Annotated in this window: 11 protein-coding genes; 8 read left to right on the top strand and 3 right to left on the bottom strand. The window is 39.8% G+C overall.

The window, feature by feature from the left end:
* Window positions 1-155 precede the first annotated feature (155 nt).
* On the top strand, window positions 156-6,167 hold the full coding sequence (locus tag MUA51_RS10810; RefSeq protein ID WP_276580943.1) for a Rib/alpha-like domain-containing protein: 6,012 nt from the start codon (window positions 156-158) through the stop codon (window positions 6,165-6,167).
* A 191-nt stretch (window positions 6,168-6,358) separates the two neighbouring features.
* On the opposite strand, the gene MUA51_RS09815 is transcribed toward MUA51_RS10810, so the two are convergent.
* Window positions 6,359-7,927, bottom strand: a complete 1,569-nt coding sequence (locus tag MUA51_RS09815; RefSeq protein ID WP_262559623.1) for an IS1182 family transposase — start codon at window positions 7,925-7,927, stop codon at window positions 6,359-6,361.
* Window positions 7,928-8,094: 167 nt separating this feature from the next.
* On the bottom strand, window positions 8,095-9,075 hold the full coding sequence (locus MUA51_RS09810) for a YeiH family protein (protein ID WP_262559654.1): 981 nt from the start codon (window positions 9,073-9,075) through the stop codon (window positions 8,095-8,097).
* Window positions 9,076-9,674: 599 nt separating this feature from the next.
* On the opposite strand from MUA51_RS09810, the gene MUA51_RS09805 reads away from it, so the two are divergent.
* Genes MUA51_RS09805 through trpA form a run of 7 tightly spaced genes read left to right on the top strand, consistent with a single transcriptional unit; the run spans window position 9,675 to window position 15,999 of the window.
* Window positions 9,675-11,078, top strand: coding sequence for an anthranilate synthase component I (locus MUA51_RS09805; RefSeq protein WP_262559652.1), 1,404 nt, complete (start codon window positions 9,675-9,677; stop codon window positions 11,076-11,078).
* Window positions 11,075-11,656 carry an anthranilate synthase component II gene (locus MUA51_RS09800; protein ID WP_262559651.1) on the top strand — a complete coding sequence of 194 codons (582 nt, stop codon included), beginning with the start codon at window positions 11,075-11,077 and terminating at the stop codon, window positions 11,654-11,656. The genes MUA51_RS09805 and MUA51_RS09800 overlap by 4 nt, the downstream gene beginning before the upstream one ends.
* Complete coding sequence (trpD, locus tag MUA51_RS09795) at window positions 11,643-12,647, top strand: anthranilate phosphoribosyltransferase (RefSeq protein ID WP_262559650.1); 1,005 nt, start codon at window positions 11,643-11,645, stop codon at window positions 12,645-12,647. Before MUA51_RS09800 ends, trpD begins: the two co-directional genes overlap by 14 nt.
* Window positions 12,644-13,426, top strand: coding sequence for an indole-3-glycerol phosphate synthase TrpC (gene trpC, locus MUA51_RS09790; protein WP_262559649.1), 783 nt, complete (start codon window positions 12,644-12,646; stop codon window positions 13,424-13,426). The genes trpD and trpC overlap by 4 nt, the downstream gene beginning before the upstream one ends.
* Complete coding sequence (locus MUA51_RS09785) at window positions 13,427-14,083, top strand: phosphoribosylanthranilate isomerase (RefSeq protein WP_262559648.1); 657 nt, start codon at window positions 13,427-13,429, stop codon at window positions 14,081-14,083.
* On the top strand, window positions 14,055-15,272 hold the full coding sequence (trpB, locus tag MUA51_RS09780; protein WP_481906613.1) for a tryptophan synthase subunit beta: 1,218 nt from the start codon (window positions 14,055-14,057) through the stop codon (window positions 15,270-15,272). The genes MUA51_RS09785 and trpB overlap by 29 nt, the downstream gene beginning before the upstream one ends.
* Window positions 15,265-15,999 (top strand): tryptophan synthase subunit alpha, encoded by a 735-nt coding sequence (gene trpA, locus MUA51_RS09775; protein WP_262559646.1) that lies wholly within the window; start codon window positions 15,265-15,267, stop codon window positions 15,997-15,999. Before trpB ends, trpA begins: the two co-directional genes overlap by 8 nt.
* A gap of 166 nt (window positions 16,000-16,165) precedes the next feature.
* On the opposite strand, the gene MUA51_RS09770 is transcribed toward trpA, so the two are convergent.
* Window positions 16,166-16,591, bottom strand: coding sequence for a 6-pyruvoyl trahydropterin synthase family protein (locus MUA51_RS09770; RefSeq protein ID WP_262559645.1), 426 nt, complete (start codon window positions 16,589-16,591; stop codon window positions 16,166-16,168).
* Between the last annotated feature and the right edge of the window lie 119 nt (window positions 16,592-16,710).

Genomic DNA, 16,710 nt, shown 5'->3' with positions numbered 1-16,710 from the left:
AATATCAATAATTCCAATTTCAAAAAGAAAATAATGATATAAAGCATAATTAGTTTAAAAATTGTATGTTAGAATTTTAATTGTAGTGCTCAATGTAACTTAAAATATAGGATATATTGAGCGGAAAAATTATATATTGTTAAGGGAGTAATGAAATGGCTAACAAAAAAACAAAAGGTTCAACGCGTTTCGACTTTTTGCCTAACAAGCAAAACAAATACTCGATTCGTAAATTCACAGTTGGCACAGCCTCAATCTTAGTAGGGGCGACACTTGTATTCGGCGCATATAATGATGCACAAGCTGAAGAATTAGATGGAACAACAACAGAAGCGGCATCTACAACAGATGAAGAAGCATCTTTAGATGAAGCAACAGCAACAGAAGCTGAGACACCAGCAGTAGAAGAAGCAACTACTGAAGAAACAGCACCTGCCGAAGAAACAACAACAGAAGAAGCGGCGACAGAAGCTGAGACACCAGTAGAAGAAGCGACTGCTGAAGAAGAAGCAACTACTGAAGAGACAGCACCTGTTGAAGAAGCAACATCAGAAGAAGCGACAACAGAAGATGCAGCAAGTACAACACCTGTTAAACCAGCTAACGTAGTAAAAGCGGCTGATACAGTAGAAACGCCAGCTGCAGCAACAGAAGCAGTAGCACCAGCAGAAAAAGCTCCAGCTACAACAGCTACGGAAACAGCACCTGCAACGACACCAGAAACTACTTCTAACACACCTGCCGAAGTACCTGCAACAGACATCAAAACTGTACAAGATGAAACAACAGCTTCAGATTATTTAGCAGCTGAAAAGAACATCTCTACAGAAGAAGCGAACAAAATTGCAAGTAACTTAAATGCAAGTTTAACTGAAGTAACACCTGAAGCATTGCAACAAGCAATTGTTGATTATTTAGCGAATGAGCAAAATAAATACAATGTTGATGGTACATTGGCAGCAGTGCGTGAAGAATCAGCATTAACAAATGAAGATGTTGTCACTGAAGAACCAGTAGCAGCAACAATGTTCCGTTCTGCAACGGCTACACGTGCAGCAGGAGACACAGTTGCAACAGCACCACGTGCGCATGAGAGTCAATTACAAAAAGACGCACAATCAGGCGCAATCTATGCACCTGGTACAGAAGGTCAAAAACAAAGCTACTCTGGTAAAGCATGGGTTTACAGAGATGGTAACATCAGTAACTTTAATGACAAAGAACCATTAGCAAACGCAAAAGTTTATTTACAATGGGTAAACGGTAAAGGTTTTGTATCACCTGTTTATTACACTACAACAAATCCAGACGGTTCTTACGTATTTGATTTATCTCAAAAATTAACAGACCCAGCTGGTCAAGAGCATCAATTCCAATTAGCGGGCGATTCTAAGTTCGCAGTAAGAACTTGGGTAGAAAATCCAGACCCATCAAAATACAATGTCATTAAACATGGTGACCAAAAATATGGTTTCCACACACGTACAAGCCGTACGAATGAATCTTGGGACTTTACAGCAGGCATCAACCGTATCGTTAACGGTCAAGTACTTATTCAAGAAATTCCACATCAAAACGACTGGTTAATGAAATCAGAAGATCAGTGGACAACAGCGCCTACTTCAGACGGCGTGTGGCCAAATGAAGGAATTTACGGTAAAGTTTCAGGTAACGTATGGTATGAAACAGGCGACCCAAGTGGTTCAGATGCACGTGCATGGAAAAAAGATTCATATGATGTAAATGCAACAGGCGTTAAAGTGGTTGCTTCATACGTCAATGATGATATCGCACGTCAATTCGATGCATGGAAAGCAGAACACAAAGGATACACTGTTGAAGATTTCAAAGCAGCACAACAAGAAATCGTGAATGCTTACCAAGCAGAAAACGGTCAAGGTTCTCACATTGCTGAAACAGTTGTTGGTACGGTTGAATCAGACGGTTCATACTATATTCCATTCAAAGGTTTATATGGTATTAGTGCTGATCGACAAGGTGGTAAAACGACTGATGAACAATATGGCAAAGTTCTTGCGGATGAAGATGTTAGTCATAGTGCATTAAATCAATGGATTGGCGGACCTCTCGCTAAAGTACACAGTCATATTAACTCTGACTATATGTATGTCACTGCACTTATTGATGACTATGCAATTTGGAGTAACAACTACCAAAACAACATGTTCACAACTGCAGATGCAGGACGTGATATTCACGATGCACAAATGCTAGCAGGTTCAAACGGAAGCAAACAAAACTTCGCGGCATTAGCACCACAACCAATGCACGATGTTATAGATTATGATTCTGATAAAAACTTTGCAATTCCTGGTGACACAGTTGAATCAACATCAGGTGGTTTATTACCATCACGTGAATACCAAATTCAATGGTTTAAAGATGGTGAGCCAATTGGTAATCCAGTGACGAAAACATCTAATGTTGACGGTACAATCGGTTCAGTACCTATTACAGTACCAGCAGACTTAGATAAGAACGCAACATACACATCAGCAATCTTCCAACCAAACGAATCTACAACTAACTTATATGATGCGTTAGCAGTAGACTCATTTACAGCAGTTGTTGATGACGATATTATCAACGAACCAGCTTATGAAGATACAGACGCTACAGCAGGAGAAGAAGCAAAAGTAACGCCAAAATTCACTAACAAAAATGGTGAAGAAGTTGCAACAAGTGATGTTCCATTATCATCAGAAGCACCATTCATTCTTGATCCTGAAGCAACTGATGTTCCTGAAGGCGTAACAGTAGATCCAAAAACAGGTGAAATTACATTCAAACCATCAGCAGATCAAATTGGTAAAACAATTACAGTACCAGTTGTTGTAACTTATGAAGACGGTACAACTGAAACAGTTAAAGCGAAATTCACTGTTACATCACAAGCTGACAAATATGATCCAGCAGTAACATCTGAAGAAGTAGCAAAAGGTGGAGAAGTTGACTTAAAAGACAACGTAGATTTAACTAAGTTACCAGAAGGTACAACAGTTAAAGACGTAACACCAGAAGGTACGATTAATACAGACCAACCTGGAGACTACACAGGTAAAGTAGAAGTAACATATCCAGATGGATCAAAAGAAACAGTAGATGTACCAGTAACGGTTAAACCATCACAAGCAGATGAAAACGATCCAACAGTAACACCTGAAGAAGTAGCAAAAGGTGGAGAAGTTGACTTAAAAGACAACGTAGATTTAACTAAGTTACCAGAAGGTACAACAGTTAAAGACGTAACACCAGAAGGTACGATTAATACAGACAAACCTGGAGACTACACAGGTAAAGTAGAAGTAACATATCCAGATGGATCAAAAGAAACAGTAGATGTACCAGTAACGGTTAAACCATCACAAGCAGACGAAAATGATCCAGCAGTAACACCTGAAGTAGTGGAAAAAGGTGGAGAAGTTGACTTAAAAGACAACGTAGATTTAACTAAGTTACCAGAAGGTACAAAAGTTGAAGATGTTACACCAGAAGGTACGATTAATACAGATCAACCTGGAGACTACACAGGTAAAGTAGAAGTAACATATCCAGATGGATCAAAAGAAACAGTAGATGTACCAGTAACAGTTAAAGAAAAATTAACAGATGCTGATAAAAATGACCCAACAGTAACGCCTGAAGAAGTAGTCAAAGGTGGAGAAGTTGACTTAAAAGACAACGTAGATGTAACTAAGTTGCCAGAAGGTACAACAGTTAAAGACGTAACACCAGAAGGTACGATTAATACAGACCAACCTGGAGACTACACAGGTAAAGTGGAAGTAACATATCCAGATGGATCAAAAGAAACAGTAGATGTACCAGTAACAGTTAAACCATCACAAGCAGATGAAAATGATCCAGCAGTAACACCTGAAGTAGTAGAAAAAGGTGGAAAAGTTGATTTAACAGACAACGTAGATGTAACTAAGTTGCCAGAAGGTACAACAGTTAAAGACGTAACACCAGAAGGTACGATTGATACAGACAAAACTGGAGATTACACAGGTAAAGTAGAAGTAACATATCTAGATGGATCAAAAGAAACAGTAGATGTACCAGTAACGGTTAAAGATGAGTTAACTGACGCTGATAAAAATGATCCAACAGTAACACCTGAAGTAGTAGAAAAAGGTGGAAAAGTTGATTTAACAGACAACGTAGATTTAACTGAGTTACCAGAAGGTACAAAAGTTGAAGATGTTACACCAGAAGGTGATGTTAATACAGACGAAACTGGAGATTACACAGGTAAAGTAGAAGTAACATATCCAGATGGATCAAAAGAAACAGTAGATGTACCAGTAACAGTTAAAGATGAGTTAACTGACGCTGATAAAAATGATCCAACAGTAACACCTGAAGAAGTGGAAAAAGGTGGAGAAGTTGACTTAACAGACAACGTAGATGTAACTAAGTTACCAGAAGGTACGATTGATACAGACAAACCTGGAGACTACACAGGTAAAGTAGAAGTAACATATCCAGATGGATCAAAAGAAACAGTAGATGTACCAGTTAGCGTAAAAGATACAGTAGCACCAGAAGCACCAACAGTAGACCCAGTGAAAGCTGGAGATACAACTGTAACAGGTAAAGGTGAACCAGGATCAACAATCACTGTTAAATTCCCTAACGGAGAAGAAGGAACAGCAACAGTAGATGAAAATGGTAACTGGACAGTAGACGTACCAAAAGGTACAGAAATCAAACCAGGTGACGAATTAGATGTAACAGCGACAGATGAAGCTGGTAACACATCAGACGTTACAAAAGTAAAAGTACCAGATACTGAAAAAGACATGGTAGCACCAGAAGCACCAATAGTAGACCCAGTGAAAGCTGGAGATACAACTGTAACAGGTAAAGGTGAACCAGGATCAACAATCACTGTTAAATTCCCTAACGGAGAAGAAGGAACAGCAACAGTAGATGAAAATGGTAACTGGACAGTAGACGTACCAAAAGGTACAGAAATCAAACCAGGTGACGAATTAGATGTAACAGCGACAGATGAAGCTGGTAACACATCAGACGTTACAAAAGTAAAAGTACCAGATACTGAAAAAGACATGGTAGCACCAGAAGCACCAACAGTAGACCCAGTGAAAGCTGGAGACAAAACTGTAACAGGTAAAGGTGAACCAGGATCAACAATCACTGTTAAATTCCCTAACGGAGAAGAAGGAACAGCGAAAGTAGATAAAGATGGTAACTGGACAGTAGACGTACCAAAAGGTACAGAAATCAAACCAGGTGACGAATTAGATGTAACAGCGACAGATGAAGCTGGTAACACATCAGACGTTACAAAAGTAAAAGTACCAGATACTGAAAAAGACATGGTAGCACCAGAAGCACCAACAGTAGACCCAGTGAAAGCTGGAGACAAAACTGTAACAGGTAAAGGTGAACCAGGATCAACAATCACTGTTAAATTCCCTAACGGAGAAGAAGGAACAGCGAAAGTAGATGAAAATGGTAACTGGACAGTAGACGTACCAAAAGGTACAGAAATCAAACCAGGTGACGAATTAGATGTAACAGCGACAGACGAAGCTGGTAACACATCAGACGTTACAAAAGTAAAAGTTCCAACTGATAAAGATACAGTTGCACCTGAAAAACCACAAGTAAACCCTGTAAACCCAGGCGACAAAGAGGTAACAGGTAAAGGTGAACCAGGATCAACAATCACTGTTAAATTCCCTAACGGAGAAGAAGGAACAGCGAAAGTAGATAAAGATGGTAACTGGACAGTGAAAGTACCAAAAGGTACAGAAATCAAGCCAGGTGACAAACTTATCGTTACAGCAACAGACGAAGCTGGTAACACATCAGAACCAACTGAAGTTATTGTTGGTGGTATGGCTGATAACGGTATGGCTGATATGGATCAAAATGGTAAAGACATGGGCGACATGGATAACAACATGAAAGACATGGATAACATGGATGCAATGCCTGGAATGAAAGCTGACATGAAATCGTCTAAAGATATGAACAATAACGGCAAAGAAATGAAAGAATTACCTGAAACAGGTAACGAATCAACAAATGCACCATTGTTCGGTAGCTTAATCGCTGCACTTGGTTCATTATTCTTACTTGGTAGACGCCGTAAGGAAAATGAAGAAAAATAATAAACGACTTTTCGTTTAGGAGAGGGGCTCGAGTATATTGCACGAGTTCTTTTCTTTTGTAGAATAAGATTATTTGAATATACAAATGGGGCTGAGACATAGGCGCTCAATTTCCCTTCAAAAAAAGCCGTTAAAATTCTTTTTTAAGATTTTAACGGCTTTTTTCTTATTATTTACTAAAAAACTAGCACTTATCTGGCTAGTTTTCTGATGTTTACTGCCATAAGTGCGATTCCTAATTCGCATTCAACCTTTGATTGAGTGCGAACTGATAACCTTTGGAAACCCAAATTAGCCTTCAGATTTCCAAATGCTGATTCGACATCTATTTTTCGTTTTTTGTAGATGCCTTTCGTTTTTGGATCTGAAAGCTGCTTATTTGTGAATGCTTTAAAATAATCCCAAGTTGGATTTTTATATAAGCTTTTTGTTGTAGTTGGGTTGGTTCTGTAATTCATACATTCATTTCGTAAAGGACATCCAACACAATCTTCACATTTATATAATTTGAAATCTCTCTGATAACCATATCCGTCTCTTCTTTTTCTATAACTTTTGAAATGCAATTCTTTGTTATTCGGACATACATAATAGTCATCTATTTCATTATATTTCCAATTAGCTGTTATGAATGGATTATTTTTATATTTTCTTTTCTTCTCTTTTAAATACATACTATATGTGATGAGTAGTGTTTTCTCGAATTCATCAAGAATCATCGTATAGTTTTGTTCGCTACCATATCCCGCATCAGCTACAATGTACTCTGGAATGTCACCGTATAATTCTTTGATTGATTTTAAAAAAGAAGGAAGTGTTCGCGTATCACCCGGATTACTATACACACCAAATGCCAAAATGAACTGATTGTTCGTCGCAATCTGCAGATTATAGCCAGGCTTTAATTGTCCATTCTTCATATGATCATTTTTCATTCTCATAAAGGTCGCATCATGATCTGTTTTAGAATAGCTTTTTCTGTCACCATAAATTTCCATCTGCTCATCATATTTTATTTTACGATCTTTAAAATCTTTGATTGCTTTTTTATATTTTCTAACTTTACTTCTTTGTTTTCTTAATGTCTTTCTTATTTCTACACTTTGAGATGCTTCAATTTTAGAAGTGAGCGTTTCATTTTTATCATCTAAATGCATCTCAATACGATTTAATTCTTCTTTCGTTAGTTCATCAGAAGATTCTCTCTTAATTTCAGGTATGATCTTCTCTGAAATTAACTGTTTATACACCGCATTGGATTTTTCAATAACCCCTTTACTAAAATGCTTAGTGCTACCTAGCCATTGAAAAGTATATTTATTGGCATTAGCCTCTATCTTCGTTCCATCTATATAAAGGGCGTCTTCTGTAATCACTTTGTCTTCTAATAATTGCGCTCTAAGACCCACAAATAGAACTTGTATAAAATCTATCATGTGTGGATTAACTCTAAAGCGATTGATTGTACGATATGAAGGGACTTGTCCTTGAGCTAACCACATCATACGACAACTATCTTTAAGTAGAAATTCCATTTTTCTACCAGAAAAGACAGACTGTGTATAGCTGTATAAAACGATTTTTAACATCATTTTAGGATGATAAGATGAAGGACCTCTATGGTTGTAATATTGATTAAAAGTTTCTTGGGGAATAGATTCTACAAGTTTATTAATAATGAGGGCAATATCACTCTCGGGAAAAGAAATTTCAGTTTCAATTGGCAGACTAAGCTGAGAAATGTTATACTCTTTATACATATAAGGCACTTCCTTTCATTGTTTTTGTGGTTATTAACAATTATACGGGAAGTGTTTTATTTTTTTAAATGATATCTATAAAAAAGGTCTAATTTAGTGTTTTTCGACACCAAATTAGACCTTTTTTGTAAAAGAGCTGGGAATTATGTCCCAGCCCCGTTTACCATTTAAGGAATCATATAGTTTAAGATGATTAAGCTGACAATTGTCAGACTGCTCCATAAGAGAAGGCCGAACAAGATGGGTTTAAAGCCAGCTTGTTTGAAATGTTGGAATTTGACGGTTAAGCCAACACCTGCCAGCGCGATAGTGATTAAGAAGTGTGCAAGCTGACGGAATACAGCGATAACAGAATCTGAGAAGTGGAAGATAGAACTCATCAACGCAGCGACTAAAAACCATAGAATAAACTTAGGAATCGCACGATACCATGGTTGTTTGGAATGTTGTGTGGTTGTTTGTTGTTTAGCTATCCAAAGTGCAAGGCCTAGTGTGATGGGAATGATAAATAATGTCCGTGTCAGTTTTACAATTGTTGCAACTTCTAATGCTTTAGGGCCGTATACAGCACTTGCAGCGACAACGCTAGATGTATCGTTAATGGCTGTTCCTGCAAAAAAACCGAATGTTTCTTGACTCATATGAAAGAGATGGCCGAGCGGTGGAAAGATGATGACACCGAGCAAATTGAATAGAAAGACGGTTGATAAGCTCAAAGCAATGACTTCTTCTTTGGCTTTGATGACAGGGCTTGTTGCAGCAATTGCAGAGCCACCACAGATAGATGTGCCAACGCCGATCAAAATACCGAGTGAGGATTCAATCTTCAACAGTTTCATCAATAGGATGCTTGCAACGAGACAGAACAATAAAGTAATCATTAGTATCGGTAAAGATTTTAAACCAATTGTGCCGATAGCATGAAAGCTCAATGTAAAACCGAGTGTGATAATACTATAATGTAACACTTTTTTACTGCTGTATTGGATAGCAGGTCGAAATGAATCAGGTAAGTTGACGATGTTGTTGATTATCATCCCTAGTACAATTGCGAAGACGGCACTACCTATAATAGGAAAAGACGTCCCCATAACAGTTGCGACTAATGCTATGATGACAGTGAGCAATAATCCTTTAATGTATGCCATAAAAAGACTCCTTTTTGATATGTTAGCTCAAGTATAAGCATCTCTATTCAGTTGTGCAATAGACCATAGGTGGTTAATAGAATGAATATTTTTACTAAAAAGTGTTGACATGTATATGAAACATCTGTATAGTATGAATTATCAAAAAATTAAGTGGTTGATAAGTAGTATTTGCAGCGTGTAGCATATAGAAAACTAACGGGTGATGTAAGTTAGTACACAGCAAAGATGAATTGGGCAATCGTTGACGACAAAAGAATGAATGATGTCAAAGAGAACATGTGAATCATGTTAATTAAGGTGGCACCACGGTAACGCGTCCTTAACAATGCGTTTTCTGTGGTGTTTTTAATTTGTAAAGAAGTATTCTGTGAGGATAAAGGAAGTAGCCGTTAGTCTCGGTAGTGTCAGAAAGTGAACGGGTGATGTGAGTTCACACCAACTAATGATGAAATGGGTTTGTCTGGAAGCAGCCAATGAAATAACTGTATGAGTGGATAGCTGAATGAAGGTTATCAAGAGAGGTGGTACCGCGTGTAAACGTCCTTTTTAGGATGTGACATGCGGTTTTTATTTTGTAATGGGAAGGGATGATGGAGATGGAAATATGTTATCGCGTGATAGATGCGCCTGTTAATCCAGAGACGTTAGCACGTCATAAGCAGCATAAAATTTTGTTTGAGAGTGCGACGACGAAACAAACGAAAGGACGGTTTTCAATTTTAGCATTTGATGTATATGGTGAGATGATTTTGACTGATAGCACATTGACGATAAAGACGCCAAAACAAATAGAAGTGATCGAACAACAACCATTTCAAGCGTTAAAAGAACGTGTAGCACAACAGAAAGCATCCGTTACAGATGTAGAACTAGCACAATTACCGTTTGTATCGGGCTTTATGGGGACGTTTAGCTTTGACTTTGTACGTCACGCTTATCCAGTATTACAACAATACCCGATAAAAGGTTCGAGTTCAGACGTGCAACTTTATATGGTGGAACAGGTGTATGTTTTTGATCATTTTAAAGAAAGTGTGTATGTGATTGCGACGAACTTATTTTCAGGTGTGGGCATAGAGGTGCTAGAACAGCGTGTTGAAAAAATGATAGCAGAGTTTGAAAATATAGCATTATTTGAGCCACCATTACCCAAAATATTGCCTGACAAAGAGATTAAAACTTCTGTGGATGATGAGACATTTAAACAATATGTGATGGACTTTAAGCGCTATATTTGTCAAGGAGATATGTTCCAAGTGGTACCGTCGCGCATTTATCACTATGCACATCATTTTGGTGATCAGCGTGATCCGTTGACTTTCCGATTGTTTCAAAGACTCAAGCGTAACAATCCGAGCCCGTACTTGTTTTATGTGAATATGGGAGAAGACATATTGGTGGGAAGTTCTCCAGAAAGCTTTGTGAAGGTGAAAGGGCTGGAAGTGTTAACGAATCCAATCGCAGGCACAATACGTCGTGGACAAAATGTACGAGAAGATGAGCAACTTGCAGATACGTTACTTGCTGATGAAAAGGAACTGAGTGAACATCGAATGCTTGTCGATCTGGGACGCAACGATATTTTAAGAATTGCGGAACCTGGTTCGCTCAAAATACCACAATTGATGACAATTGAACGTTATGAACATGTCATGCACATCGTCAGTGAAGTAACAGGACGTTTGCCACAAGATTATTCGCCGATTGATGTCATCGCCAGTCTACTACCGACAGGCACTGTATCCGGTGCGCCGAAGCTACGAGCGATTCAACGCATTTATGAACAACAACCTGTCCGACGTGGTGTATACAGTGGGGGTGTCGGCTACATTAACTGTAATCATGATCTCGACTTGGCATTAGCAATTCGTACGATGGTCATCGATGACACAGATGTCCGTGTTGAAGCGGGATGTGGCGTGGTGTATGATTCGATTCCGGAAAAAGAACTTGAAGAGACACGCTTAAAAGCAAAAAGCCTATTGGAGGTGGAACTATGATACTGATGATTGATAACTATGATTCATTTACATATAACTTAGTCGACTTGTTAAGAAAGCACGACGAAGTAGTCATCGTGTATCCTGATGACCCCAATGTTTATGATTATGAACCATCGGCTGTTGTATTGTCGCCAGGGCCAGGTCATCCGAATGAAAATGACTTGCTGCGACGTATTATTGAGTACTATCATGACTGTCCTATTTTAGGAATTTGTCTAGGAGCACAAGCACTGTATGATTACTATGGTGGTGTTGTCGAAGTCGGTGAGCGTATTGTTCATGGTAAGATTGATCAGCTTAAATACGAAGCACCATCGATACTATACAATGATATATCGGAATATTCTGACATTATGCGCTATCACTCACTCATCTGCCAGGAAGACACATTGCCTGATGCGTTAATAGTGACAGGACGAACACGTGATAGCATTCAATCGTTTGAGCATCGTAGCTATCCACACTTTGGTGTGCAATATCATCCAGAGTCATTTGCGAGTCCAGATGTTGCAAAGGTTGTCTCAAACTTTATGAATAGGGCAGTACAGGAGGAACGAAAAGATGACGTTACTTAAACAATTAATACATCAGCAAAACTTAAGCACCAGTCAAATAGAGCAATTTACGAAGACACTATTGTCGGATAGTACAGAACTCGCTGAAAAATTAGCATTACTGACAGCATTTACAATGAAAGGAACAACAGCAGACGAACTTTATGACCTCAGTCGTGCGATGATTCGAACGATGTATCCAGAACAACCGCATCTAACAGATAGTATTTGTGTTTGTGGAACAGGGGGCGACGACTCGAATAGCTTCAATATCTCGACGACAGTCGCTTTTGTAGTCGCGGCAGCAGGGGCTAAGGTTGTTAAACATGGTAATAAAAGCGTCACGTCACAGTCGGGCAGTGTCGATATTTTACAAGCGTTAGACGTTCCAATCACACAGGTAGCGGATGTGGCGAAACAAGTCGCATCTACCAATCTTGCCTTTTTGAATGCAACGAACACTTATCCGATTATGCGTCATCTACAACCTGTGCGTCAACAACTGCCTGTGCCAACTGTATTTAATTTGCTCGGTCCGATTATTAATCCATTTGCTTTAGATTATCAAGTGATGGGCGTGTATGATAAGACGAAAATGAACGATATTGCACATGCACTATATAAATTAGGGCGTCAACGTGCACTCGTTGTACATGGGGCAAATGGGATGGATGAAGCAACGTTGTCAGGTGATAATACGATTGTAGAGGTGAATCAAGAGACAGGAATGCGAATATACACGTTGAATGCACGTGAAGTAGGGTTACGTACCGCTGAAGATGCAGCTTTAGTTGGTGGCACACCTGAAGAGAACAAAGAGATTACGCTAGGAATTTTAAAGGGAGAAGACATGTCGTGTCGTCGAGATGTTGTGTTGCTGAATGCTGGATTGGCATTGTATGCCGCAAAACGTGCCGAAACAATTGAAGCGGGTGTAGCACTCGCACGTCAAACTATCGATGAAGGGCGCGCATATACACAATATGAAAAGAGTAGGAGTGTAGCAGTATGACAATATTAGATGACATCGTCGCATATAAAAGAACGCTATTACAGTCGGGATATTACGAGACATTACTTGGGCAGTTACCACGTAATGATGCCAATCATAAACCGACATTGGAATCATTGATTGAACAAGATGAACGAATTGCCGTAATTGCTGAAGTGAAATCGAAAAGTCCATCTGTATCAGATATTCCAACTCGTAACTTGGAAGGACAAGTGGCAGCGTATACAGAAGCAGGAGCGTCAGCGATTTCGATATTAACAGATGAACGATATTTTGGTGGGAGCTTTGAACGCTTAGCGACACTTACACAAAAAACATCATTACCTGTGTTATGCAAAGACTTTATCATTGATCGTCGGCAAATTGATGTGGCGGTTCATGCAGGCGCATCCATTGTGTTATTAATCGTCAATATTCTGTCAGATGTTGAATTGGAATCACTCCACACCTATGCACAACAACAAGGGCTAGAAGTTCTTGTAGAAGTCCACGATGAAGACGAACTCTCTCGTGCTTTGCGCATACAACCCACTTTTATCGGTATTAACAACCGAGATTTAAAGACTTTTAAAACAGACGTACAACATACTGTTAATATTTTAAAGTCACGTCAAGCAGGCATCCACTATATCTCAGAAAGTGGTATTCGCACGGTGGCAGATGTGTCACAAGTAGCGCAAGTGGGTGTCGATGGTGTACTCGTCGGTGAGACGTTGATGAAGGCAAATCACGTATCTGAGACGTTGGCTCGCTTGAAAGTGACGAAGAGAGCGAACTAAATGTACGTTAAGTACTGTGGTTTTACTCGTCTACAAGATGTACAAGATGCATGTGCGTGTGGTGTGGATGCGATTGGCTTTGTCATGTATCCACCAAGTGCGCGCTACGTTGATTTTGCAACAGTTAAAGCATTAACAATGTCTATTCCTGAGTCGATTGATCGTGTGGCAGTGACGGTTAATATGCCGTTACACATGGTAGAACAACTCATTGATGATACACGAATTAATACGATACAACTGCATGGTGACGAAACGATTGCATATATCGAATGTTTGCAGGCAATGTGTCCTAACATACAAATATTCAAAGCCCTTCATGGAAAGGAAGCACTTCAACAACAAGTGATGCAGTATGCGCCATTTGTAGATCGTATCATTATCGATACACCGTCAGAAACATACGGGGGTGTCGGGACGACATTCGATTGGCGTGTGTTACAAGACATCTCGTTGGATGATGTTGTCATTGCGGGTGGATTGAATCAAGAGACATTGCCTGCACTCTTATCACAAGTGCAACATGTGCGTGCGGTAGACATTGCCAGTGGTATTGAAGGCGCAAGGAAAGGTTATAAGTCACGAAATAAAATGATCGCAATTAAAAACGAATTAGGAGGCAGTAATGATGACAAATATACAACTACATGCAGATGAACAAGGATTTTTTGGGCGTTATGGTGGACGTTATGTCCCGGAAACATTAATGCCAGCAATTTTAGAGTTGAAAGAAGCATACGAAGCGGCGAAAGCGGATGAGACATTTCAAGCGGAATACCATCGCTACTTACAAGAATATGTCGGACGTGAGTCACCGCTTACTTATGCAGCATCGTTAACTGAGCAATTGGGCGGTGCAAAAATTTACTTGAAACGTGAAGATTTGAATCATACAGGTGCGCATAAAATTAATAATGCACTCGGACAAGCATTACTTGCACAACGAATGGGTAAGAAGAAGCTTGTTGCTGAAACAGGGGCAGGTCAACATGGGGTAGCAAGTGCGACTGTTGCAGCTTTGTTCGATATGGAACTTATCGTGTTTATGGGAGAAGAAGATATTAAACGACAACAATTGAATGTTTTTCGTATGGAACTTCTCGGTGCCAAAGTTGTCTCTGTGACGGATGGGCAAGGAACGTTATCTGATGCGGTGAACAAGGCACTTCAATACTGGGTGGCACATGTGGACGACACGCACTATTTATTAGGGTCAGCGTTAGGGCCGGATCCGTTCCCGACGATGGTGCGTGACTTCCAACGTGTCATTGGAGATGAGATTAAAACAGCGGTACAAGAACGAGAAGGACGCTTGCCGGATGCCGTTGTGGCATGCATTGGTGGCGGCTCCAATGCGATTGGAACATTCTATCCATTCATTGAAGATACAGATGTAAAGCTGTATGGTGTTGAAGCGGCAGGTGAAGGTGCGGAAACGGGACGACATGCACTCGCCTTGAACTGTGGAGAGGTCGGTGTGCTGCATGGTGCGAAAATGTATCTTATCCAAGATGATAATCATCAAATTGCACAAGCACACTCTATTTCAGCAGGATTAGACTACCCGGGTGTCGGACCGGAACATAGCTATTATCACGAAATTGGGCGTGTGGATTATGTTTCGGCGACGGATGATGAAGCAATGCAAGCGCTGATTCGCTTCTCTCAAGCGGAAGGTATTATTCCAGCTATCGAAAGTGCGCACGCAATCAGTTATGTAGAAAAGCTTGCGCCACAAATGTCTAAAGAAGAAATTATCGTTGTAACGGTATCTGGACGTGGTGATAAAGATATGGAGACGATTCGAACATACATGAAGGAACAGGAGGGGAACAAGCATGCGTAAACAATTTGTAGCTTATATCATGGGAGATGAGAACTTTGTTGAAAACTTAAAAATATTAGAGCAAGCAGGGGCTGATTTTGTAGAAATTGGTATTCCGTTTTCAGACCCAGTGGCAGATGGACCAGTCATTATGGCGGCAGGTCAACGTGCGATTCAACAAGGTATGACGGCGCAGCGTATTTTAGAAACGCTAAAGGCAGAACAACACCATGTACGAGTGCGTTATTTGTTGATGACGTATATGCATACGATTGAAGCTTACGGTGAATCGGACTTTATGCGTGATGCAGAAGAAGCTGGTGTCTATGGACTCATTATTCCTGACATGCCGGCAGAATATATTGTTGACATGAAATCACGCTATTCTAAGCGCAAACTGAAGCTGATTTCGTTGATTGCGATGACAGCGAATACGGAACGCATCGAGCATATTGCACGACAAGCAGAAGGCTTTATTTATACGGTGACGATGAATCAGATAACGGGGCAGAACGGAGAATTTCATCCGGAACTGAAAGAGAAGTTGGCACTTATTCAACAAAATAGTTCGGTTCCTGTGTTTACAGGGTTTGGTATTCGTACACCAGAACAAGTCCAACAGCTTGCGACATTGGCGGATGGTATTATTATTGGAAGTGAAATCGTACGCTGTTTTGAGATGGAAGGACGAAAGGATACGGAAAGTTACTTGTCGAGCATTCGTCAAGCATTGAATGAAATACAATAGAGTGCAAAAGGGAGTGGGACAGTCGTCCCACCTCGGTAAGGGTGACTAGAAGTGAAAAAGTTTGTAAAACCGCATTTCACTTCAGACACCTACTGCCATTACAATGATTTCTACATCTTAAAAACAGGAGCTAGGCACTATGTCTCAGTTCCTTTTGTATGTGTATCTACGACCACATGCCATGTGTTAGTTGAATCCCTTGTTCAGGTTTTTCATATAACACCAATGTTTGAAGTGACACATCATGCGGTAGTACAGCCGTTAATTGCTCCCATATCCAATAAGCAATGTTTTCGGCAGTTGTACTCATTTCGGAAAGGGTCTCGTTTAATAATTGCCCGTCTAAATAAGGCGCGAGATGTGTGTGATAGAGCTTATCAATGTGATGGAAGTCGACTGCAATCCCTTGTGCATTCGTTGTCGCTTGTAGTGTGAGTTCAAGATGATACGTATGGTGAGACAAGTCAACATGAGCCGTTTCTGAAAAATAGATGCGGTTATCACATGTGAATTGATAGTGTTTGATCACGTGAACAGTTGATTGTCGATATGCGAAGGTCTTAGGTGCTTGAAGATGATCGAATTGAGACATGTATTCTCCTCCTTTCTATTTAGACTATCATATCTTAGGTGATTTATAATATTTCTATAAAATTCGAAATAATGTGGCAAAATTGTGAAAAATCAAACGCCAAATACTTTTTCTGTTGA

The organism is Staphylococcus sp. IVB6214 (assembly GCF_025558585.1).
Classification (GTDB): Bacteria; Bacillota; Bacilli; order Staphylococcales; family Staphylococcaceae; genus Staphylococcus.
Note: the sequence above shows the minus strand (reverse complement) of the source record. Positions and strands in the feature narration are given on the sequence as shown.